We start from the raw sequence: 19,471 nt of genomic DNA on the forward strand, positions 1-19,471 counted from the left end.
GCCGGGAATCAGGTCGTGGTGGTGGATGGCGCTGCGCCGCCGAAGAACCAGCGCCGCGCGCCGCTCGCATCGAAGGGCTGCCACTGGCCGCTGGGCTGCACCAGCCGGTCGGCGATCGCATACAGCGCCAGCGGGTTCATGCCCATGCCGGTGTGGCTGGCCTGGACCTCGATGTTCTCGACGATCGGCCCTGGCTCGTTCAGGCTGCACTGCCACGAGACGATGCCGTCAGTGCGCGAGTAGATCGAGGTGGTCGGCACCGGCGGGGGCGTTCGCAGGCGCGCGATCATCGCCGGGTCGTGGGCCTTCTGGCCGCTCAGCATCTCGAAGATGCGCCAGGCGTTGGTCGCGCGCGGGTGACCGCTGAATGGCGTGCCCAGCGTGATCACGCAGCGCGTGTGGTCGGGCAGTTCCTTGGCCATCTCGCGGGCGTACAGGCCGCCCAGGCTCCAGCCGATCAGGCTGACCGGCTGGCCGTGCTTCTCGGCGAGCGCGCGCACGTCGGCGGCGCACTGCTTCAGCACGCCGTCGCGCGGGCCGAAATTGAAGCCCTGCCCCCAGGCCTGCGTGACGTACCCGAGCCCGTCGAGAAAGTTGCGCAGCGGCACGGTGGTGAAGTCGTTGGCGCCCATGCCGGGAAACACGAGCACCGGGTGCCCATCGCCGCGCGGCAGCCGCCGCAGCCAGGGCGTGGCGGCAACCATCGCACCGAACTCCCAGAAGGCCCGGGCTTCGAGCATCAGCAGGAACGCATTCGGCGGGCGCAGGTCGTCGTCGGGAAACGGTGGCGGCGTCGGCGCGCGGGTTCGTGGAAGTCGGGGCATGCCGCTGGGAGGCAGTGGGGACCGGCGCATGTTACCGGGCGCTGCGCGCCGCCTTGGGGGCACCGGCAGCGGAACGGGCCCCGGATCGGGGGGTGGCCTTCGGCACGACCTTCCCGGCCGCGACCTTTTTCACGGCCGCCCGCGCGACCGGTGCCACGGGGGCAACCGGCTCTGCCGCCATGCTGGGCGACAGCGCCTGGAACTCGTCGAACGCGGCCTGCACATGGCCCGCGAGTTCGGCGACCTCGGGCATCGCCTCGCCGCAGGCGATCAACCCGAACTCGAGCGACTGGTCGTAGGTCTGCACCGTGATGTTCAGGGCCACGCCGTGCACGACGATCGAGGTCGGGTAGTTGGTCAACATGCGCGCGCCGGCCATGTAGAGCGGCACGGTCGGGCCGGGCACGTTCGAGATCGTGACGTTCGCGACCGCCGGGATGCGATCGGCCACGCGCGCCTTCTCGTACAGCGAGCTCAGCCCGGCCATCAGCCAGGGCACGCCCACCGACGGGAAGTCGGTCGGCATCAGGCTCTTCATTGCGCCCATGTTGGCCTTCATCGCCGCCGTGGCGGCCAGCACGTGGGCCAGGCGCTTGGCCGGGTCGGCGATGTGGGTGCCGAGGCTGACGATCGTCATCGTCGCCTGGTTGTTGGACGAGGTGTCGCCCTTGGCGCGGGTGGAAATCGGCACGCCCGCGACCATCGACTTGCGCGGCAGCGGTCCGTGCCAGGAAGTTGCGACGCAGCGCGCCGCTGCAGATCATCAGGACCGCGTCGTTCAGGCTGGCCTTGTGTTTGCGGCGGGTTGCGTTGATCGCGGCCAGCGGCAGGCTGATCGACGCGAACGCACGCGTGTCCGAGACCGTGGTGTTGAGCCGCGTGCGAGGCGCCAGCGCAAGGTTGCTGACGCTCCTTCCCTTGGCGGCGGCGCCCTGCCCCTTCAGCCGCGACGCGACCGCGGCGACGGTGCCGCCGGCCGTGTCGCCGACCTTCTGACCCGCCATCTGCGACAGCACGCCGACGGTACCGGGGATGGCCTTCACGGCATCCATCACGAGGCCAAGCTGGTTGCCGAGCGCGCCGCGCAGCATGTCGAGCGCGCTGCGTTCGCGGCGGACGCGGCCGTGGCGCTGCTGGTCGACCTCGCGGCCGGCGGGGCTCAGATCGAGGATCGCCTGGCCGAGCGCAACCGCGGCCTGGCCGTCGACCGCGGCGTGGTGCAGCTGCGTGTACATCGCAAAGCGCTTGGTGCCGCCCGGGCCGTCCTTCAGGCCGGTGAAGACGTGGAACTTCCACAACGGACGGCTGCGGTCCAGCAGCACGGGATGCAACTTGCCGACCTGCGCCTCGAGCTCGGCCTGCCCGCTGCCCTTCTTCAGCTTGATGCCGACGATGTGCTGTTCGAGATCGGGCTCGTCGTCGACCCAGACCGGGTTGCTCAGGTTCAGCGGCATCTTGACGAGCTTCTGGCGCAATGCCGGCGCCAGCACCAGCCGCTCGGCCATGTGCGCCCGCATGTCGGCGAGGAAGTCGCCCCGGTAGTCGGCCGGCAGCTCGAAGTTGTGCAGCGCGCCGACGTGCATCGGCATCTGCGGCGTTTCGAGGTGGAGGAAGCTGGCGTCGAGGCCGGGGAGCTGTTTCATGGGCGACGCCTTTCGTGCGGGGGAATGGCGCCGATGCTAGTGCCGCGCCAGGTCGGCGGCGTTGAGGGGAAGCCCTCGACCGCGGCCTCAGCGGGCCGTGCGCCGCAATGTCGCCAGCTCGTTGGCGGCCAGCGCGGTCAGCACCATGGCGCCGCCGCCGAGCACGTGGAAGGCCGGCGCCTCACCGGCACCGAGCCAGGCCCAGGCGACGCCGAAGATGACTTCAAGCAGCGCGAGCAGCGAGGCCTCGGGCGCGCTCAGGTGGCGGGCCACCGACACCGCCATCAGGCACGGGATCGACAGCTGCACCACGCCGAGCAGCGCGAGCAGGCCCAGGTCGTGCGCCGAGGCCGCGAACGGCAGCGACAGCGGCAGCGTCAGCAGAGCGGAGAGCACCGCACCGATCAACACCGCGGGCAGGAGGTCGACATCCGAGTTGCCCCGGGTGTGCTGGATCACGACCCAGTTGACCGCCGCGGCGATGGGCACACCCAGTGCGACCACGGTGCCGATCAGGTGCTGCGGATCCGCCGCGCTGAACTCGCGCGCGTACATCCAGGCGATGCCGATCCCGGCGACGACGATCGCGGCCCAGGTCCGCGCCGCGAGCCGGTGACCGAGCGCCACGCGTGAGATCAGCGCCGTCATCAGCGGCGCGCTGGCCATCGTGATCAGCACGTTCGCCACGCTGGTCAGCGTGATCGCGACCATGAACGCGGTGAACATCACGCACCAGCACGCGCCCGACAGCCACAGCGTGCGGCCGCCGTCGCGCAGCGAGCGCACCAGCGTCGCGCGGCCGCGGATCGCCGGCAGCAGGATCAACAGCGCGAGCACGGTGAACGCGCTGCGCCAGAACGTGACTTCGAAGCTGCGTGCCGCCTCGAGGTGGCGCGTGACGACGCCGGCGATGCTCCACATCAGCGTGACGACGATCATCGTCGCCACGGCCCTTCCATGCGTCATCAGTAGTCCGAGCTGCCCGCGCTGCCCGGTGCCAGGTTGTCGAACTTGGTCAGCGGCTTGTTGAAGAACAGCTTGACCGTGCCGGTCGGCCCGTTGCGCTGCTTGCCGATGATGATCTCGGCGATGCCGGGCTCCTTGCTGGCTTCCTTGTTGTAGTAGTCGTCGCGGTAGATGAACATGATGACGTCGGCGTCCTGCTCGATCGCGCCGGACTCGCGCAGGTCGCTCATCATCGGGCGCTTGTCGGTGCGGGTCTCGACGCTGCGGTTCAGCTGCGACAGCGCGATCACCGGGCACTTCAGTTCCTTGGCCAGGGATTTCAGGCCGCGCGAGATCTCGCCGATCACGGTCGCGCGGTTCTCGTCGCTGGTGCCGCCGCTGCCGCTCATCAGCTGCAGGTAGTCGACCACGATCATGCCGAGCTGTCCGCACTGGCGCGCCTGGCGCCGCGCGCGGGCGCGGACCTCGGTCGGCGTCAGCGCCGAGCTCTCGTCGATGAACATGCTGACGGTGCCGAGCTTCTCCACCGCCTCGGACAGGCGGCTCCACTCGTCGTCCTTCAGCCGCCCGGTGCGCAGGTTGCTCTGGTCGATGCGGCCGAGCGACCCGACCAGACGCAGCGCCAGCTGCGCCGCGCCCATTTCCATCGAGAACACGACGACCGGCAGGCCTTCGCTGACGGCGACGTGCTCGGCGATGTTCAGCGCGAACGCGGTCTTGCCCATCGACGGCCGCGCCGCCAGCACGATCAGGTCGCCGGGCTGGAAGCCCGAGGTCATGCGGTCGAGGTCGAAGTAGCCGGTGCGCACGCCGGTCACGTCCTCGGCGCCGTTCTCGTGCAGCTCGGTGACGCGGTCGAGCAGCTGCACGACCAGCGTGTCCATGCTCTGGAAGCCCTGCTGCGACTTCGAGCCCTCCTCGCCGATGCGGAAGATCTTGCCCTCGGCCTCGTCGAGGATCTCGGAGACATTGCGGCCCTGCGGGTTGAACGCGCTCGTCGCGATCTCGTCGCTCGCCGCGACCAGCTTGCGCAGCACCGCGCGCTCGCGCACGATCTCGGCGTAGCGGCGCATGTTGGCCGCGCTGGGCACGCTCTGCGCGAGCGCGTTGAGGTAGACCAGCCCGCCGCATTCCTCGGCCTTGCCCAGGCCCTGGAGTTGCTCGAACACCGTGATCACGTCGGCCGGCTTGGTCGCGCCGATCAGCGCACCGATCGCGGCGTAGATGTGACGGTGCTCGAAGCGGTAGAAGTCGCTGTCGGTCAGCAGGTCGCCGGCGCGGTCCCAGGCGCTGTTGTCGAGCAAGAGGCCGCCGAGCACGCTCTGCTCGGCCTCGACCGAGTGCGGCGGAATGCGCAGCTTGGAGACTTCGTCGTCAGGGCGGGTCGAACTGGAATCGCGCGGTGGAAAGACGGCCGACATCGTGGGGTGGTCCTGCAAACCGGCAGCGGCGCGGGCCTGTTGACAAGCCTGTGCACATCCGGTGGGTGAGCGGGTGAAACTTGGTGAAAAGCGTGCCCCAAAGAGAAAGGCCGGCAATGCCGGCCCTTCGTATCGAGCAGGGTGAAACCTTAATCGGTTTCGCCGAGCACGACAACCTTGACTTCCACGACCACATCGGTGTGCGGTGCCACGGTCACGGTGTGCTCGCCGACGGTCTTCAGCGGACCGTTGGGCATGCGCACCTGCGCCTTCGCGACCTTGAAGTCGATGCGGGTCAGCGCATCGGCGATGTCGGCGTTGGTGACCGAGCCGAACAGGCGACCGTCGACGCCGGCCTTCTGCGTGATGTGAACGGTGCGGCCGCTCATCTTCTCGCCCAGCGCGGTGGCTGCAGCGAGCTTCTCGGCAGCGGCCTTCTCGAGCTCGGCGCGCTTGGCTTCGAATTCCTTGATCGCCGATTCGGTCGCGCGGCGGGCCGCACGGGTCGGGATCAGGAAGTTGCGGGCGTAACCGTCCTTGACCTTGACGACATCGCCGAGGTTGCCGAGGTTGGCGACTTTTTCCAGCAGGATGATTTGCATGTGGGTGCTCCTCAGACCTTGTGCTGGTCGCTGTACGGCAGCATCGCCAGGAAACGGGCGCGCTTGATGCACGTCGTCAGCTGGCGCTGGAAGAACGCGCGCGTGCCGGTCAGGCGGGCGGGCGTGATCTTGCCGTTCTCACCGATGAAATCGCGCAGCGTGTCGATGTCTTTGTAATCGATCTGCTTGACGCCGGTGACCGTGAAGCGGCAGAAGCGCTTGCGACGGAACAGCAGCGACTGGGTATTGCGCTTGGGCTTGCGGTCCTTGGAGAACCGACCTTTACCACGTGGCGGGGGCATATTGACACCTCATTGATGCGCTCGTTGATTCGAGCAGTGAGCCGATCGAGTTCAAATCCTCAATCGAGCTCCGTTACATGGAACACGACACCTCGGCCGTTGCGCTGCGATCCCAGGAAGCCAGCAAAACCGTGCTCGCTTCCCAGCTCCAGCTTCTCGACACGCGTCGTGATCTCACCGATCGCCCGGGCCCGGATGTCGAACCAGACCTTGCGGGGCTTGCCGTCCTGGGTGACCTCCGATTCGTGCTTCAAGCTCAAATCGAGGGCCGGCAGACCGGCGGGGGTGTATCGCAACGCGCCTCGCTCCACCAGCTGCGCCGTCAGAACCAGCCGGTTCATCGGGCCTCACCGGGCAACGACTGGCGTGTCTTCAGGCCGAAGCCTCCTGTTGCTGGCGCTCCGGGCGGTCGCCGCGGTCACCACGCTCGGGCGGCGGAGACGACTTGCGCGAATCTTCGCGCTCGACCATCTTCATCATCACCGACGGCGCAGTCACGGCTTCGTCCTGCAGCACCGTCAGGTGGCGCAGCACGGCGTCGTTGAAGCGGAAGCCAGTTTCGAGTTCGACCAGCACGTCCTTGCTGCACTCGATGTTGATGCACAGGTAGTGCGCCTTCGCGAGCTTCTGGATCATGTAGGCCATCTGGCGACGACCCCAGTCTTCCACGCGGTGGACCTTGCCCCCGCCGGCGGTGACGACACCCTTGTAACGTTCCAGCATGGCCGGAACCTGTTCGCTTTGATCCGGGTGGATCAGCAGAACGATTTCATAATGACGCATTGAGACTCCTTGTGGATTCCGCGGCCTGCGGTGCGAAGTTCGCCGGCCGAGGCGGTGAAGCCACCCCGAAGCGTCAAGACCCGGGTGTGGCAAGGTGAGCCGATGATTATAGCCCGGGCGGCGACGGGTCGCGCAATTCGCGCACGAAGGAGCGCGCTTCGGCCGTCGGGGCCGGCGTCATCAGGCTGACCAGCACGCAGGTCGCGAAGCCGACCGGCACCCCGAACACCCCGGCCGACACCGGCAGGATGCCGCCCCACAGCTCGATCGGCGCCGTCACGCCGAACAGGCCGCGCAGCCAGGCCTCGTTGCGGATCAGGTAATACAGCGTCAGACCGAGGCCGCTGGCCATGCCGCACAGCGCGCCCCACTGATTGGCGCGGCTCCAGAAGATGCCCAGCACCAGCGCAGGAAAGAAGGCGGAGGCGGCGATCGAAAACGCCGCCGTGACCAGGAACAGGATGTCCGCCGGCCGCTGCGCCGCCACCGCCGCCGCGGCCAGCGCGGCCGCCAGCAGCAGCACCTTGGACACCGTCACCCGGCGCGCCGCCGAAGCCTGCGGCCCGAGCAGCTTGAAATAGAGATCGTGCGACAGCGCGTTGCCGATCGTCAGCAGCAGCCCGTCGGCGGTCGACAGCGCCGCCGCCAGCCCGCCGGCGGCGACCATGCCGGACACGACGTACGGCAGCCCGGCGATCTCGGGCGTCGCCAGCACGATCAGGTCGCCGCCGATGCGGATCTCGCCGAGCTGCAGGATGCCGTCGCGGTTGATGTCGACGACGGAGATCAGCGACGGATCGACCCGGGCCCAGCTGGCGATCCAGGTCGGCAGCCGGTCGAACGGCAGGCCGACCAGCCCGTTGAAGACCTCGTACTTCACCAGCACCGCCAGCGCCGGCGCCGTGAGGTACAGCAGCAGGATGAAGAACAGCGACCACGCCACCGATTCGCGCGCCGCGCGCACCGACGGCGTGGTGTAGCTGCGCATCAGGATGTGCGGCAGCGCCGCGGTGCCGACCATCAGGCAGAACACCAGCGCGATGAAGTTGCGCCGCGAGTCGTCGAAGACCCGGCGCTGCGTCGAATCGCCCTGCGGGTCGCCGTTGAAGGCCTGAGCATGCCGCGACATGCCGGCCAGCGGTTGCGCCCGCGTCTCGTTGACGGCCTGCGCGCGCGTCCAGACCTCGCGTGCCTGCGCCTCGGACTTGGGTTGCGTCGCCAGCGCCTTGTCGGCCGACTGGATCTCGCGCAGCGGCGCGTTGCGTGCCTTCAGGTCACGGCTGAGCTGCTGTGCCTGCGCGCGGTCGGCGACGAGCGCGGCCGGCACGTCCTTCAGCTTCGCGGCATACGTCTCGGCGCGCGCCTTGAACAGCGCGCGCACCTCCAGTTCCTTCGGGTCGCGCAGCAGCTGCTCCTCGCGCTCGCCGACCTTGGCGAGCTGTTGCCCGACGGCCAGCTGCGGCACCGGCACGCCGGTCTGCTTGACCGACAGCCAGACGACCGGGATCAGGTACGCGATCACCAGGATGATGTACTGCGCCACCTGCGTCCAGGTGACCGCGCGCATGCCGCCGAGGAACGAACACACCAGCACGCCGCCCAGGCCGAGGAAGATCCCGAGCACGAAGTCGACCCCGGTCAGCTGCGTGGTGATCAGGCCGACGCCGTAGATCTGCGCGACCAGGTAGACGAACGAGCACAGGATCGCGGCGCTCAGGCCGATCAGCCGCGGCGCGCGGCCACCGTAGCGCGCCGCGAGGAAATCGGGAATCGTGTATTCGCCGAAGCATCGCAGGTACGGCGCCAGCAGCACGGCGACCAGCACGAAGCCGCCTGTCCAGCCCATCACGTAGGCCAGGCCGCCGTAGCCCTGCAGGTACAGCGTGCCGGCCAGCCCGATGAACGAGGCGGCGGACATCCAGTCCGCCGCGGTCGCCATGCCGTTGTACATCGCCGGCACGCGCCGCCCGGCCACGTAGTACTCGGCCGCGTCGGTCGTGCGCGCGACGATGCCGATCGCGGCGTACAGGCCCACCGTGGCGAGCAGGAAGACCACGCCGATCCAGCGCCGCGGCAGGCCCGTCTGCTCCAGGATCGCCAGCAACGCGACGAACGCGACGAAGCCGACGGTATAGCGCAGGTAGATGCGGTCCAGCCGGCGGCGGAACGCGTGCGATTCGATGCTCGACGCGGTCGCCACTCAGTCTTCTTCCGCGAGGCCGTCGACCGCGTCGATGCGGCGCATCACGCGCGCATAGACGACCACCAGCACCAGGTACACGATCGACGCGCCCTGCGCCGCCACCCAGAAGCTGAACGGCCAGCCCAGCACGCGGGCATCGAGCTCGCGCGCGAAGTACGCCACGCCGAACGTGACCACGAACCAGACCGCCAGCAGTGCCGCCGTGATCCGCTGGCGCCGTCGCCAGCGCGCGCCGGAAAACGAGGGCGATGGCGCGGGCGGAAGCATGGGGGCGATTGTGCAATCTTCGTCACGCGGTGCGCGGCGCGGGCCCGCCATCGCGCTCGGGGATTGCCATTAGGGGTCGCGCGCAGAGCGGACCCAGGCCTACACTGACCGACCGCAGCGCCTTCGACCGCGTCACGTCAGTGAAGCCATGAACCGCACCTATCCGCCAAGGACAACGTCATCGCCCGATGCCTGGCAGTCGACGCGCGCCCAGACCTCGCTCGCGACCCAGATCATGGGCGAAGACGATGTCGCCGAGCAGCAGGACGTCGGCCGACCGACCGGCAACGACCAGCGCGAGCTGTTCGTCTCGTGCCCGCCCGAACAGGCGATGCAGCAGCAATTCGAACACCTGAAGCCGGAGTTCATTGCCGTCCACGACATCGCGACCTCGTCGTCGCAGAAGCTGCTGGCGGGCATGGCGGCCGCCAGCGGACGCGCGCTGCAGCACCTGATGATCCGCCGCCAGGGCAACGGCACGACCCTGGCCAACCTGGTCTTCATCGAGCTGCCGACGGGGGACGGCCGCGTGCTGCGCATGTACTCGACCGAAGTCGATGCCGACATGGCCTCGCGCCACGCCCTCGCGCGCATGCTGCTGGCGTACAGCCGGCTCGGCGTGCTGATGGTCGGCAGCCTGCCGGGCCACGCGGTCACGACGGCGCTGAAGCCGTTCCACGAGCACATGCTGAGCGGCCCGTGGCCGAACCGGCAGTTGCTGCTGCTGCCCCTCGCATCCGGGTGCACGTTGATCTCGCAGGGGATGGAACTGGCGCGCGACACCGGCGTCGGCGTGCGCGCGACCCCGCAGGTCGGCCGTCCGGCCGACGCATGGGGATTCATCAGCGCCGCCTGGAGCCGCATGATGGAGACGCCGCCGCGGGCCGGCGAACGCCCGATGCCGGCCCTGGCGGTCGCGATGCCGAGCATGAGCGCCGAAGCGCCCGCCAAGATGCCGGCAACCCCGGTCCCCGTCGTCGAGCGCCGCGGGCCGGACCGGCTGCAGATGCGCCCGATGCCGCCGGTGCCCACCGCCGCCACGCGCGCCATCACGCCGCAGAACCCGATCGAACGCTACGTTCGACAGGTCAGCGAACTGCCCGGCATGGCGAGTTGCTGCGTGTTCGACGTGGCCACCGGTGCCGACATCGCCCACGCCGGCGCCAGCCCCGGCGCAGCGGACTTGGCCCTGCACGGCAAGACCCTGCTCGCCGGCATGAGCGCCAGCAGCCGCAGCATGGGCCTCGGCCACGTGCTCCCCGAGGCTGCCATCACGCTCGGCTCGCACCACCTGCTGCTGCGCGGCCTGCCCGGCCACCCGGGGCTGGCGCTGCACGCGGCGCTCGACAAGATGCAGGCGAACCTGACGCTGGTCCGCCTGCAGGTGCAGCGCCTGGACGCGCTGCTGGTGCCGCCGCCGGGCGCCTGAGCGGCCTCGTCAGTGGACGACGCGCTCGAACCCGAACGCGCCGTCCTCGAAGTCGACCGGGATCACGTCCTTCGGGCCGAAGCGCCCTTCGAGGATCAGCTTGGCGACCGGGTTCTCGATCCGGCGCTGGATCTCGCGCTTCAGCGGCCGCGCGCCGAACACCGGGTCGAAACCGGCCTTGGCGAGCTCGGCCAGCGCGCGCGGCGAGACGTCGAGCTTCATGTCCATCTTCTCGAGACGCGTCTCCAGCACCTTGAGCTGGATTTTCGCGATCGCCTCGATGTTCTTGATGTCGAGCGCGTGGAACACCACCGCCTCGTCGATCCGGTTCAGGAACTCCGGGCGGAAATGCTGCTTGACCTCGACCCAGACCGCGTCGCGGATCTCCTCGCTCGGCTGCCCGGCCATCTGCATGATCTGGTGCGAGCCGAGGTTGCTGGTCATCACGATCACGGTGTTCTTGAAGTCGACGGTGCGGCCCTGGCCGTCGGTCAGGCGCCCGTCGTCGAGCACCTGCAGCAGCACGTTGAAGACATCGGGGTGCGCCTTCTCGACCTCGTCGAGCAGCAGCACGCTGTACGGCTTGCGGCGCACCGCCTCGGTCAGGTAGCCGCCCTCGTCGTAGCCCACATAGCCCGGCGGCGCGCCGATCAGGCGGCTGACCGAATGCTTCTCCATGAACTCGCTCATGTCGAGACGGATCAGGTGGTCCTCGCTGTCGAACAGGAAGCCGGCGAGCGCCTTGCACAGCTCGGTCTTGCCGACGCCGGTCGGCCCGAGGAACAGGAACGAGCCGGTCGGCCGGTTCGGGTCGCTCAAGCCCGAGCGTGAACGGCGGATCGCGTTGGCGACCGCGGTGATCGCTTCGTCCTGCCCGATCACGCGCTCGTGCAGCTTGCCTTCCATCTGCAACAGCTTTTCGCGGTCGCCCTGCATCAGCTTGCTGACCGGGATGCCGGTGGCACGCGCGACGACTTCGGCGATCTCCTCGGCGCCGACGGTGGTGCGCAGCAGCTGCGGCTTCGCGCCACCGCTCTTTCCTTTCCCTTCGGCGCCCTTCCTCGCCTCCTTGGCCTGCGCTTCCTTCAGCGTCTTCTCCAGGTCCGGCAGCTTGCCGTACTGCAGCTCGGCGACCTTGTTGAAGTCGCCCTTACGCTTCCAGTCCTCGATCTGGAACTTGATCCGGTCGATCTCTTCCATCAGGTGGGCAGAGCCCTGCGCAGCGGCCTTCTCGGCCTTCCAGATTTCCTCAAGGTCGGCGGCCTCGCGCTGGACGCGCGCGATCTCCTCCTCGATCAGACCGAGGCGGCGCTGCGACGCTTCGTCCTTCTCGCGCGTGACCGCGGCGCGCTCGATCTGCAGCTGGATCAGCCGGCGGTCGAGCTTGTCCATCGCCTCGGGCTTGGAGTCGATCTCGATCCGCACCTTCGAGGCGGCCTCATCGATCAGGTCGATCGCCTTGTCGGGCAGGAAGCGGTCCGTGATGTAGCGGTGGCTCAGTTCGGCCGCGGCGACGATCGCCGGGTCGGTGATCTCGACGCCGTGGTGGACCTCGTACTTCTGCTGCAGCCCGCGCAGGATCGCGATCGTCGCCTCCACGGTCGGCTCGCCGACCAGGATCTTCTGGAAGCGACGTTCCAGCGCCGCGTCCTTCTCGATGTACTTGCGGTACTCGTCGAGCGTGGTCGCGCCGATGCAGTGCAGTTCACCGCGCGCCAGCGCGGGCTTGAGCATGTTGCCGGCGTCGATCGCGCCCTCGGCCTTGCCCGCCCCGACCATCGTGTGGATCTCGTCGATGAAGACGATGGTCTGGCCTTCGTCGGCCGCCACCTCTTTCAGCACGCCCTTGAGCCGCTCCTCGAATTCACCGCGGAACTTGGCACCCGCCAGCAGCAGCGCCATGTCGAGCACCAGCACGCGCTTGTTCTTCAGCGAATCGGGCACCTCGCCGGCGACGATGCGCTGCGCCAGGCCTTCGACGATCGCCGTCTTGCCGACGCCGGGTTCGCCGATCAGCACCGGGTTGTTCTTGGTGCGGCGTTGCAGCACCTGGATCGCGCGGCGAATCTCATCGTCGCGGCCGATCACCGGATCGAGCTTGCCCTTGCGGGCGCGCTCGGTCAGGTCGAGCGTGTACTTCTTGAGCGCCTCGCGCTGCCCCTCGGCCTCGGCGTTGTCGACGGTCTGGCCGCCGCGCACCGCCTCGATCGCGGTCTCGAGCGCCTTGCGGGTCAGGCCGTGGCCGCGCGCGATGCCGGCCAGGTCGGTCTTCGCGTCGGCGAGCGCGAGCAGGAACATCTCGCTGGCGATGAACTGGTCGCCGCGCTTGCCGGCTTCCTTCTCCGCCGACTGCAGCAGCGACGCGAGGTCGCGGCTCGGCTGCACGACCTGGCCGGAGCCCTGCACCTGCGGCAGGCCCTTGATCGCGACGTCGAGCGCGGTCTTCAGCGCGGCGCTGTTCGCGCCGGCACGATCGAGCAGCGCCTTCGGGCCGTCGGCCTGCGCGAGCATCGCGGCGAGCACGTGGGCCGGTTCGATGTACGGGTTGTCGTTCGTGACGGCCAGGCTCTGGGCGTCGGCCAGCGCTTCCTGGAACTTGCTGGTGAGTTTGTCGATTCGCATGGGGAAAGTCCTCCGATTGCGTCGGACATGAGGCAATCGAATCGATTTTCAAGCGCGGCCCGGCCCGCGCCTTGCGCCCGGTCAATCAGCGGGCGACGATCCAGTAGCCCAGGGCCGCGAAAGCCAGCGATCCGAGCAGATGGGCGGCGCTGTGGCCGAACGCCAGCACGAACTGGCCGCGGTGCAGCAGCACCAGCGACTCACCCGAGAACGACGAGAAGGTCGTCAACCCGCCCAGAAACCCGGTGACCAGCAGCAGCCGCAGCAATTCGTTCGGCGTGCGTTCGAACCAGGCGAGCGCCATGCCGATCAACAGACCGCCGACGCAGTTGACCAGCAGCGTGCCCAGCGGGAAGCCGGACCACTGTGCATTGAGCCACAGGCCGGCGAGCCAGCGTGCCAGGGCGCCGATCGCGGCCCCGACGGCCACCGCGACGATCTGCAGCCAGGGCAGCGCCGTGGTCACGGCGCGTCCGGCGCCGCGTTGTTGGCCTGGATCCCCCAGCGAGCGATGGCCGCGTCGTCGCTGCTGCGCGCATCGACCCAGCGCGCGCCGTCGGGCGTCTGTTCCTTCTTCCAGAACGGGGCCTGGGTCTTCAGGTAGTCCATCAGGAACTCGCAGGCCTGGAACGCCTGGCCGCGGTGCGCGGACGTGACCGCGACCATCATGATCTGGTCTTGCGGCTGCAGCAGGCCGACACGGTGGATGACCCGCGCGCCGCGGATCTCGAAGCGGCGCAAGGCCTCGTCGATCATCGCCTCGATCGCGCGCTCGGTCATGCCGGGGTAGTGCTCGAGTTCCATCGCGCTGACGCCCTGCCCATCGTTGCGGTCGCGCACGGTGCCGATGAACGACGCGACGGCACCGACGGCCGGATCGCCGGCGCGCAGCGCGGCGACCTCGGCACCGAGGTCGAAATCGGCGGTCTGGACGACGACGCGCGCGGCGCTCACCAGCTCAGCCCCCGGTCACCGGCGGGAAGAACGCCAGTTCGGCGCCCTCTTCCACCACCGCCGCCTCGTCGCACAGCACCTGGTTCAAGGCCGTGCGCAGCGCCTTGCCGCGCGCGAGTGCGCTCGCGTGCGCACCGCCGCGGCCGATCAGCGCATCGCGCACCGAACCCACGGTGCTGGCGACCGGCGCCTCGATCGTCTCGACCGGCCCCAATGCCTCGCGGATCGACGCGAAGTAGCGCACCGTGAGCTTCATGCCGACCACTCCGCGAAGGACAGGAAATCCACCAGGTCGCCGCGTGCGATCGGCTGGCCGCTCGGCGTGTCGACCACGCCGTCGCCCCAGACCGCCGAGGTCAGCACGCCGGAGCTCTGGTTCGGAAACAGGTCGAGCCCGCCGGTCGCGTTGCGACGCACGCGCAGGAACTCGCGGCGCTTGTCGGGCTTCGGCCAGTCGAAGTCGGCGCGCTGCTTGACGCGCACCGGCGACAGCGCCGTCGCGCCCTGCAGCCGCAGCAGCACCGGCCGCACCATCAGCAGGAAGGTGATGAAACTGGACACCGGATTGCCGGGCAGGCCGATGATGTGGGCCGCGCTGCCATCCGGCCGGTTCACCGCGCCGAAGGCCAGTGGCTTGCCGGGCTTGATCGCGATCTGCCACAGCTCGATCCGGCCTTCGGCCTGCACGGCGGGGCGCAGGTGGTCCTCCTCGCCGACCGACACGCCGCCGGAGGTCACGATCAAGTCGTGACCTTGTGCGGCACGGCGCAGCGCATCGCGGGTGGCGTCGAGCCGGTCAGGCACGATGCCGAGGTCGGTGCAGTCGCAACCCAGCGCCTGGATCGCGGCGCGCAGCGTGAAGCGGTTGGAGTTGTAGATCGCGCCGGGCTTGAGCGGCTCGCCGGGCATCGCGAGTTCGTCGCCGGTCGAGAACAGTGCGACGCGCGGACGGCGCGCGACCTGCAGCGTGGCGGCGCCAACCGTGGCCGCCAGACCCAGGGCCTGCGGCGTGAGGCGCGCGCCGGAGGGCAGCACGGTGGCGCCGGCCTGAACGTCTTCACCGCGGCGGCGGATCCACTGGCCGCTGACCGGCACGGTGTTGATGCGGACCGACTGCTCGACCGCCTCGCACTGCTCCTGCATCACCACCGCGTCCGCGCCGGGCGGCACCTGGGCGCCGGTGAAGATGCGGGCGGCTGTGCCGGGCTGCAGCGGCTCACCGACGACGCCGGCCGGGATGCGCTGGCTCACCGGCAGCAGCGTGCCGGCGGCCGGCACGTCGGCGGCGCGCATCGCGTAGCCGTCCATCGACGTGTTGTCCTGCGGCGGCACGTCGAGCGCGGAGCGCACGTCCTGCTGCAGCACGCGGCCGAGCGCGTCGAAGGTGGAGACCGTCTCGTGCGTCGCAGCAGGCAGTGGCGCGACGGCGCCCAGAAGGCGCTCCAGCGCCTCGTCGAGGGTCAGCAGCGGAGCCATGCCGGGCTTCATGGATCAGGTGTTCGCGGCGATGAAGGCCTTGACCCGGGCGGCGTCGGCCGGCATCACTTCGAAGCGCTTGGGCAGCTGCTCGATGCCGCGCATCGCCGCGGGGCGGTCCGGTTCGCGGCCGATCGCCTCGACGATCGTCTCGGCGAACTTGGCCGGCAGCGCGGTTTCGAGCACGAGCGTCGGCACGCCCGGCCTCAGGTGTTCGCGCGCGACCTTCAGGCCGTCCGCGGTGTGGGTGTCGATCACCACGCCGAAGCGCCGGTCGGTGTCGCGGATCGTGGCCAGCCGGTCGGCATGGGTGCTCGTGCCGGAGACGAAGCCGTAGCCTTCGATGCGCGAGAACTCGTCCGGCGTGATCGTGAACGCGCCACTGCGATCGAGCTCGGTCTTGAACAGTTCGCGGGTGCGCTGCGCATCGCGGCCGAGCAGGTCGAACACGAAGCGTTCGAAGTTCGAGGCCTTGGAAATGTCCATCGACGGGCTCGAGGTCTCGTGCGTCTCGGCGCTGCTGCGCACCCGGTAGGTGCCGGTGCGGAAGAACTCGTCGAGCACATTGTTCTCGTTGGTCGCGAGCACGAGCTGGCGGATCGGCAGGCCCATCATCCGTGCGACGTGGCCGGCGCAGATGTTGCCGAAGTTGCCCGACGGCACGGCGAACGTGACCTGTTCGGCGTTCGTCTTCGTCGCCTGGAAGTAGCCGGCGAAGTAGTAGACGACCTGCGCCAGCAGCCGCGCCCAGTTGATCGAGTTGACGGTGCCGATGCGGTGCTCGCGCTTGAACGCGAGGTCGTTCGAGACGGCCTTGACGATGTCCTGGCAATCGTCGAACACGCCTTCGACCGCGATGTTGTGGATGTTCGCGTCCTGCAGACTGAACATCTGCGCCTGCTGGAACGGGCTCATGCGGCCCTTCGGCGACAGCATGAAGACGTTGACGCCCTTCTTGCCGCGCATCGCGTATTCGGCGGCGCTGCCGGTGTCGCCCGAGGTCGCGCCGAGGATGTTGAGCTGCTGGTCGCGGCGCGCGAGTTCGTACTCGAACAGGTGGCCGAGCAGCTGCATCGCCATGTCCTTGAACGCCAGCGTCGGGCCGTTCGACAGGGCTTCGAGATAGACGCCGGGCTCGAGCGCGCGCAACGGCACGATCTCGCGGGTGCCGAACACCTCGGCGGTGTAGGTCTTCGCGACCAGCGCGCGCAGGTCGGCCGGCGGGATGTCGTCGATGTAGAGCGACAGGATCTCGAACGCGAGCTCGTGGTAGGCGAGGCCGCGCCACGTCGCGAGCGCGGCCGCGTCGATCTTCGGGTACGCGACGGGCAGGTACAGCCCGCCGTCCGGCGCCAGGCCTTCGAGCAGGATCTCGCAGAAGTGGCGCTCGGTTTGGTCGCCCCGGGTGCTGATGTACTTCACGACAATTCTTCCTTGCGGATGCGCACGATCGGCGCGAGCACGGTCGGCAGCGCCTGCATCTGCGCAATCGCCTTGTTCATGCGGCCTTCGACCGTGTCGTGGGTCAGGATGATCACGTCGGTCTGGGCCTCGCCTTCGGCGGATTCGCGTTGCAGCAGCGCATCGATCGAGATGTCGCTCTCGGCCAGGATCGCGGTGATGCGCGCCAGCACGCCAGCCTGGTCCTTGACCTGCAGGCGCAGGTAGAAGGCGGTGACGACCTCGTCGATCGACAGAATGCGCGTGTCCTGCAGCGAGCCGGGCTGGAACGCCAGGTGCGGCACGCGGTGGTCGGGGTCGGCGGTGTGCAGCCGGGTGATGTCGACCAGGTCGGCGATCACGCTGGAGGCGGTCGGCTCGGCGCCCGCGCCCTTGCCGTAGTAGAGCGTGCTGCCCACCGCATCGCCCTGCACCACCACCGCGTTCATCGCGCCCTCGACGTTCGCAATCAGGCGCTTGGCCGGCACCAGCGTCGGATGAACGCGCAGCTCGATGCCCTCGACGGCGCCGCTGCGGCGCTTGGTGATGCCGAGCAGCTTGATCCGGTAGCCGAGCTGCTCGGCATAGCGGATATCGGCGGCGTTCAGCTTCGTGATGCCCTCGACGTAAGCCTTGTCGAACTGCACCGGCACGCCGAACGCGATCGCGCTCATGATCGTCGCCTTGTGCGCGGCGTCGACGCCCTCGATGTCGAAGGTCGGGTCGGCCTCCGCGTAGCCCAGGCGCTGTGCTTCCTTCAGCACGACGTCGAAGTCCAGGCCCTTGGCCCGCATCTCCGACAGGATGAAGTTGGTCGTGCCGTTGATGATGCCGACGACCCATTCGATACGGTTCGCGGTCAGCCCTTCGCGCAGCGCCTTGATGATCGGGATGCCGCCGGCCACCGCGGCTTCGAACGCGACCATCACGCCGCGCTCGCGCGCCGCGGCGAAGATCTCGGTGCCGTGCACCGCGAGCAGTGCCTTGTTGGCGGTCACGACATGCTTGCCGGCCGCAATCGCCTCGAGCACCAGCTCGCGGGCGATGCCGGTGCCGCCGATCAATTCGACGACGATGTCGATCGCCGGGTTCGCGATGATCTCGCGGGCGTCCGCGACGACGGTCGCGTGGTCACCGACCAGCGCCTGCGCCTTGGCCACGTCGCGCCGCGAGACCATCGTCAGCTGGATGCCGCGGCCGGCGCGGCGGGTGATCTCTTCCTGGTTGCGCCGCAGCACCTCGAACACACCACCGCCGACGGTGCCCAGGCCCATCAGGCCGACTTGGATTGCTTTCATGTCTGTCTCAGGTCACGCCGAGTGACGCTTGCGGTAGTGCTCGAGGAACCTGGCGATGCGCCCGATCGCCTCGGTCAGGTCGTCGGAGTTCGGCAGGAACACGATCCGGAAATGGTCCGGCGTGGCCCAGTTGAAGCCGGTGCCCTGCACGATCAGGACCTTCTGCTCCGACAGCAGGTCGTAGGCGAACTGCTGGTCGTCGTGGATCGGGTAGATCTTCGGGTCGAGCTTGGGGAACATGTAGAGCGCCGCCTTCGGCTTGACCACGCTGACGCCCGGGATCGCGCTCAGCAGTTCGTACGCGAGGTCGCGCTGGCGGCACAGGCGGCCGGTCGGCGCGACCAGGTCGTTGATGCTCTGGTAGCCGCCGAGCGCGGTCTGGATGGCGAGCTGCCCCGGCGTGTTCGCGCACAGCCGCAGCGAGGCCAGCATGTTCAGGCCCTCGATGTAGTCCTTCGCGTGGCGCTTCTCGCCCGAGACGACCATCCAGCCCGAGCGGTAGCCGCAGGAACGGTAGTTCTTCGACAGGCCGTTGACGGTCACGAAGAGCACGTCGTCGGCGAGCGACGAGATGCTGGTGTGCGTGTTGCCGTCGTAGAGCGTCTTGTCGTAGATCTCGTCGGCGAACACGATCAGCTGGTGGGTGCGCGCGACCTCGACGATCTCCCGCAGCACGCTCTCCGGGTACAGCGCGCCGGTCGGGTTGTTGGGGTTGATCACCACCAGCGCCTTGGTGCGCGGCGTGATCTTCGACTTCATGTGCTCGATGTCGGGCATCCAGCCGGTCGACTCGTCGCACAGGTAGTGCACCGGCGTGCCGCCGGACAGCCCGACGACGGCCGTGTAGAGCGGGTAGTCGGGCGACGGGATCAGCACCTCGTCGCCGTCGTTGAGCAGCGCGTTCATGCCCATCGCGATCAGCTCGGAGGCGCCGTTGCCGAGGTAGACATCGTCGATCGTCACGCCGGCCACGTTCTTCTGCTGCGTGTAATGCACCACCGCCTTGCGCGGCGCGAACAGGCCCTTGCTGTCGGTGTAGCCCGCGGTGTGCGGCATGTTGCGGATCATGTCCTGCACGATCTCGTCGGGCGGCTCCAGGCCGAACGCGGCGACGTTGCCGATGTTCAGCTTGATGATCTTCTGGCCCTCTTCCTCCATCTGGCGGGCCTTGTCGAGCACCGGGCCGCGGATGTCGTAGGCGACGTTGGCGAGCTTGCTCGACTTGACGATGGGTTTCAAAA

The 19,471-nt window shown here is 68.8% G+C and carries 19 protein-coding genes and 1 pseudogene; 1 reads left to right on the forward strand and 19 read right to left on the reverse strand.

Annotated elements, in window-relative coordinates:
• Positions 1-8: 8 nt before the first annotated feature.
• The 11 genes and pseudogenes from ACWH49_RS23340 to ACWH49_RS23390 form a co-directional block, all read right to left on the reverse strand.
• Positions 9-824, reverse strand: a complete 816-nt coding sequence (locus ACWH49_RS23340) for an esterase/lipase family protein (RefSeq protein WP_448173619.1) — start codon at positions 822-824, stop codon at positions 9-11.
• A 31-nt stretch (positions 825-855) separates the two neighbouring features.
• Positions 856-1,515 (reverse strand): WS/DGAT domain-containing protein, encoded by a 660-nt coding sequence (locus ACWH49_RS23345; protein ID WP_448173620.1) that lies wholly within the window; start codon positions 1,513-1,515, stop codon positions 856-858.
• A gap of 136 nt (positions 1,516-1,651) precedes the next feature.
• Positions 1,652-2,467, reverse strand: a pseudogene (locus tag ACWH49_RS23350) (wax ester/triacylglycerol synthase domain-containing protein); the annotation flags it as partial.
• Positions 2,468-2,554: 87 nt separating this feature from the next.
• The gene (locus ACWH49_RS23355; protein WP_448173621.1) at positions 2,555-3,433 is read right to left on the reverse strand and encodes a DMT family transporter; all 879 of its coding nucleotides are present in this window, start codon (positions 3,431-3,433) and stop codon (positions 2,555-2,557) included.
• Positions 3,433-4,854, reverse strand: a complete 1,422-nt coding sequence (gene dnaB / locus ACWH49_RS23360; protein WP_448173622.1) for a replicative DNA helicase — start codon at positions 4,852-4,854, stop codon at positions 3,433-3,435. Before dnaB ends, ACWH49_RS23355 begins: the two co-directional genes overlap by 1 nt.
• Positions 4,855-5,003: 149 nt before the next feature.
• The gene (gene rplI / locus ACWH49_RS23365) at positions 5,004-5,456 is read right to left on the reverse strand and encodes a 50S ribosomal protein L9 (protein ID WP_056469782.1); all 453 of its coding nucleotides are present in this window, start codon (positions 5,454-5,456) and stop codon (positions 5,004-5,006) included.
• 11 nt (positions 5,457-5,467) lie between these two features.
• On the reverse strand, positions 5,468-5,758 hold the full coding sequence (rpsR, locus tag ACWH49_RS23370; RefSeq protein ID WP_056469785.1) for a 30S ribosomal protein S18: 291 nt from the start codon (positions 5,756-5,758) through the stop codon (positions 5,468-5,470).
• A 59-nt stretch (positions 5,759-5,817) separates the two neighbouring features.
• Positions 5,818-6,099, reverse strand: a complete 282-nt coding sequence (gene priB, locus ACWH49_RS23375; RefSeq protein ID WP_056469787.1) for a primosomal replication protein N — start codon at positions 6,097-6,099, stop codon at positions 5,818-5,820.
• A gap of 31 nt (positions 6,100-6,130) precedes the next feature.
• Positions 6,131-6,541 carry a 30S ribosomal protein S6 gene (rpsF, locus tag ACWH49_RS23380; RefSeq protein WP_056469791.1) on the reverse strand — a complete coding sequence of 137 codons (411 nt, stop codon included), beginning with the start codon at positions 6,539-6,541 and terminating at the stop codon, positions 6,131-6,133.
• Positions 6,542-6,647: 106 nt separating this feature from the next.
• On the reverse strand, positions 6,648-8,741 hold the full coding sequence (locus tag ACWH49_RS23385) for a sodium:solute symporter family protein (RefSeq protein ID WP_448173623.1): 2,094 nt from the start codon (positions 8,739-8,741) through the stop codon (positions 6,648-6,650).
• Complete coding sequence (locus tag ACWH49_RS23390; protein ID WP_448173624.1) at positions 8,742-9,011, reverse strand: DUF4212 domain-containing protein; 270 nt, start codon at positions 9,009-9,011, stop codon at positions 8,742-8,744. It abuts the gene before it with no gap.
• 148 nt (positions 9,012-9,159) lie between these two features.
• On the opposite strand from ACWH49_RS23390, the gene ACWH49_RS23395 reads away from it, so the two are divergent.
• A complete protein-coding gene (locus tag ACWH49_RS23395) occupies positions 9,160-10,440 on the forward strand; it encodes a hypothetical protein (RefSeq protein ID WP_448173625.1) in 1,281 nt (426 codons plus the stop codon).
• A gap of 9 nt (positions 10,441-10,449) precedes the next feature.
• Here ACWH49_RS23395 and clpB read toward each other — a convergent pair whose 3' ends face one another.
• The 8 genes from clpB to ACWH49_RS23435 form a co-directional block, all read right to left on the reverse strand.
• Positions 10,450-13,062: an ATP-dependent chaperone ClpB gene (gene clpB, locus ACWH49_RS23400; RefSeq protein ID WP_448173626.1), complete on the reverse strand. Its 2,613-nt coding sequence runs from the start codon at positions 13,060-13,062 to the stop codon at positions 10,450-10,452.
• Between the two features lie 85 nt (positions 13,063-13,147).
• Positions 13,148-13,528 carry a fluoride efflux transporter CrcB gene (crcB, locus tag ACWH49_RS23405; protein WP_448173627.1) on the reverse strand — a complete coding sequence of 127 codons (381 nt, stop codon included), beginning with the start codon at positions 13,526-13,528 and terminating at the stop codon, positions 13,148-13,150.
• Positions 13,525-14,016: a molybdopterin synthase catalytic subunit MoaE gene (moaE, locus tag ACWH49_RS23410; RefSeq protein ID WP_448173628.1), complete on the reverse strand. Its 492-nt coding sequence runs from the start codon at positions 14,014-14,016 to the stop codon at positions 13,525-13,527. The genes crcB and moaE overlap by 4 nt, the downstream gene beginning before the upstream one ends.
• A gap of 4 nt (positions 14,017-14,020) precedes the next feature.
• The gene (locus ACWH49_RS23415; RefSeq protein ID WP_056471114.1) at positions 14,021-14,272 is read right to left on the reverse strand and encodes a MoaD/ThiS family protein; all 252 of its coding nucleotides are present in this window, start codon (positions 14,270-14,272) and stop codon (positions 14,021-14,023) included.
• Positions 14,269-15,492 carry a molybdopterin molybdotransferase MoeA gene (locus tag ACWH49_RS23420; RefSeq protein WP_448173629.1) on the reverse strand — a complete coding sequence of 408 codons (1,224 nt, stop codon included), beginning with the start codon at positions 15,490-15,492 and terminating at the stop codon, positions 14,269-14,271. The genes ACWH49_RS23415 and ACWH49_RS23420 overlap by 4 nt, the downstream gene beginning before the upstream one ends.
• Positions 15,493-15,507: 15 nt before the next feature.
• Entirely contained in the window at positions 15,508-16,914 is a 1,407-nt protein-coding gene (thrC, locus tag ACWH49_RS23425) for a threonine synthase (RefSeq protein WP_448173630.1), read from the reverse strand.
• Complete coding sequence (locus ACWH49_RS23430) at positions 16,911-18,230, reverse strand: homoserine dehydrogenase (RefSeq protein WP_448173631.1); 1,320 nt, start codon at positions 18,228-18,230, stop codon at positions 16,911-16,913. The genes thrC and ACWH49_RS23430 overlap by 4 nt, the downstream gene beginning before the upstream one ends.
• 12 nt (positions 18,231-18,242) lie before the next feature.
• Positions 18,243-19,469, reverse strand: coding sequence for a pyridoxal phosphate-dependent aminotransferase (locus tag ACWH49_RS23435; protein ID WP_448173632.1), 1,227 nt, complete (start codon positions 19,467-19,469; stop codon positions 18,243-18,245).
• Positions 19,470-19,471 lie beyond the last annotated feature (2 nt).

Source organism: Rhizobacter fulvus (assembly GCF_964020785.1).

What these genes read in the sequence shown, in the direction of transcription:
- clpB (WP_448173626.1), bottom strand. Translation starts at nt 13,062, where the DNA reads ATGCGAATCGACAAACTCACCAGCAAGTTCCAGGAAGCGCTGGCCGAC.
- ACWH49_RS23430 (WP_448173631.1), bottom strand. Translation starts at nt 18,230, where the DNA reads ATGAAAGCAATCCAAGTCGGCCTGATGGGCCTGGGCACCGTCGGCGGT.
- rplI (WP_056469782.1), bottom strand. Translation starts at nt 5,456, where the DNA reads ATGCAAATCATCCTGCTGGAAAAAGTCGCCAACCTCGGCAACCTCGGC.
- rpsF (WP_056469791.1), bottom strand. Translation starts at nt 6,541, where the DNA reads ATGCGTCATTATGAAATCGTTCTGCTGATCCACCCGGATCAAAGCGAA.
- ACWH49_RS23390 (WP_448173624.1), bottom strand. Translation starts at nt 9,011, where the DNA reads ATGCTTCCGCCCGCGCCATCGCCCTCGTTTTCCGGCGCGCGCTGGCGA.
- ACWH49_RS23420 (WP_448173629.1), bottom strand. Translation starts at nt 15,492, where the DNA reads ATGGCTCCGCTGCTGACCCTCGACGAGGCGCTGGAGCGCCTTCTGGGC.
- ACWH49_RS23395 (WP_448173625.1), top strand. Translation starts at nt 9,160, where the DNA reads ATGAACCGCACCTATCCGCCAAGGACAACGTCATCGCCCGATGCCTGG.
- ACWH49_RS23355 (WP_448173621.1), bottom strand. Translation starts at nt 3,433, where the DNA reads ATGACGCATGGAAGGGCCGTGGCGACGATGATCGTCGTCACGCTGATG.
- ACWH49_RS23340 (WP_448173619.1), bottom strand. Translation starts at nt 824, where the DNA reads ATGCCCCGACTTCCACGAACCCGCGCGCCGACGCCGCCACCGTTTCCC.
- rpsR (WP_056469785.1), bottom strand. Translation starts at nt 5,758, where the DNA reads ATGCCCCCGCCACGTGGTAAAGGTCGGTTCTCCAAGGACCGCAAGCCC.
- priB (WP_056469787.1), bottom strand. Translation starts at nt 6,099, where the DNA reads ATGAACCGGCTGGTTCTGACGGCGCAGCTGGTGGAGCGAGGCGCGTTG.
- dnaB (WP_448173622.1), bottom strand. Translation starts at nt 4,854, where the DNA reads ATGTCGGCCGTCTTTCCACCGCGCGATTCCAGTTCGACCCGCCCTGAC.
- ACWH49_RS23415 (WP_056471114.1), bottom strand. Translation starts at nt 14,272, where the DNA reads ATGAAGCTCACGGTGCGCTACTTCGCGTCGATCCGCGAGGCATTGGGG.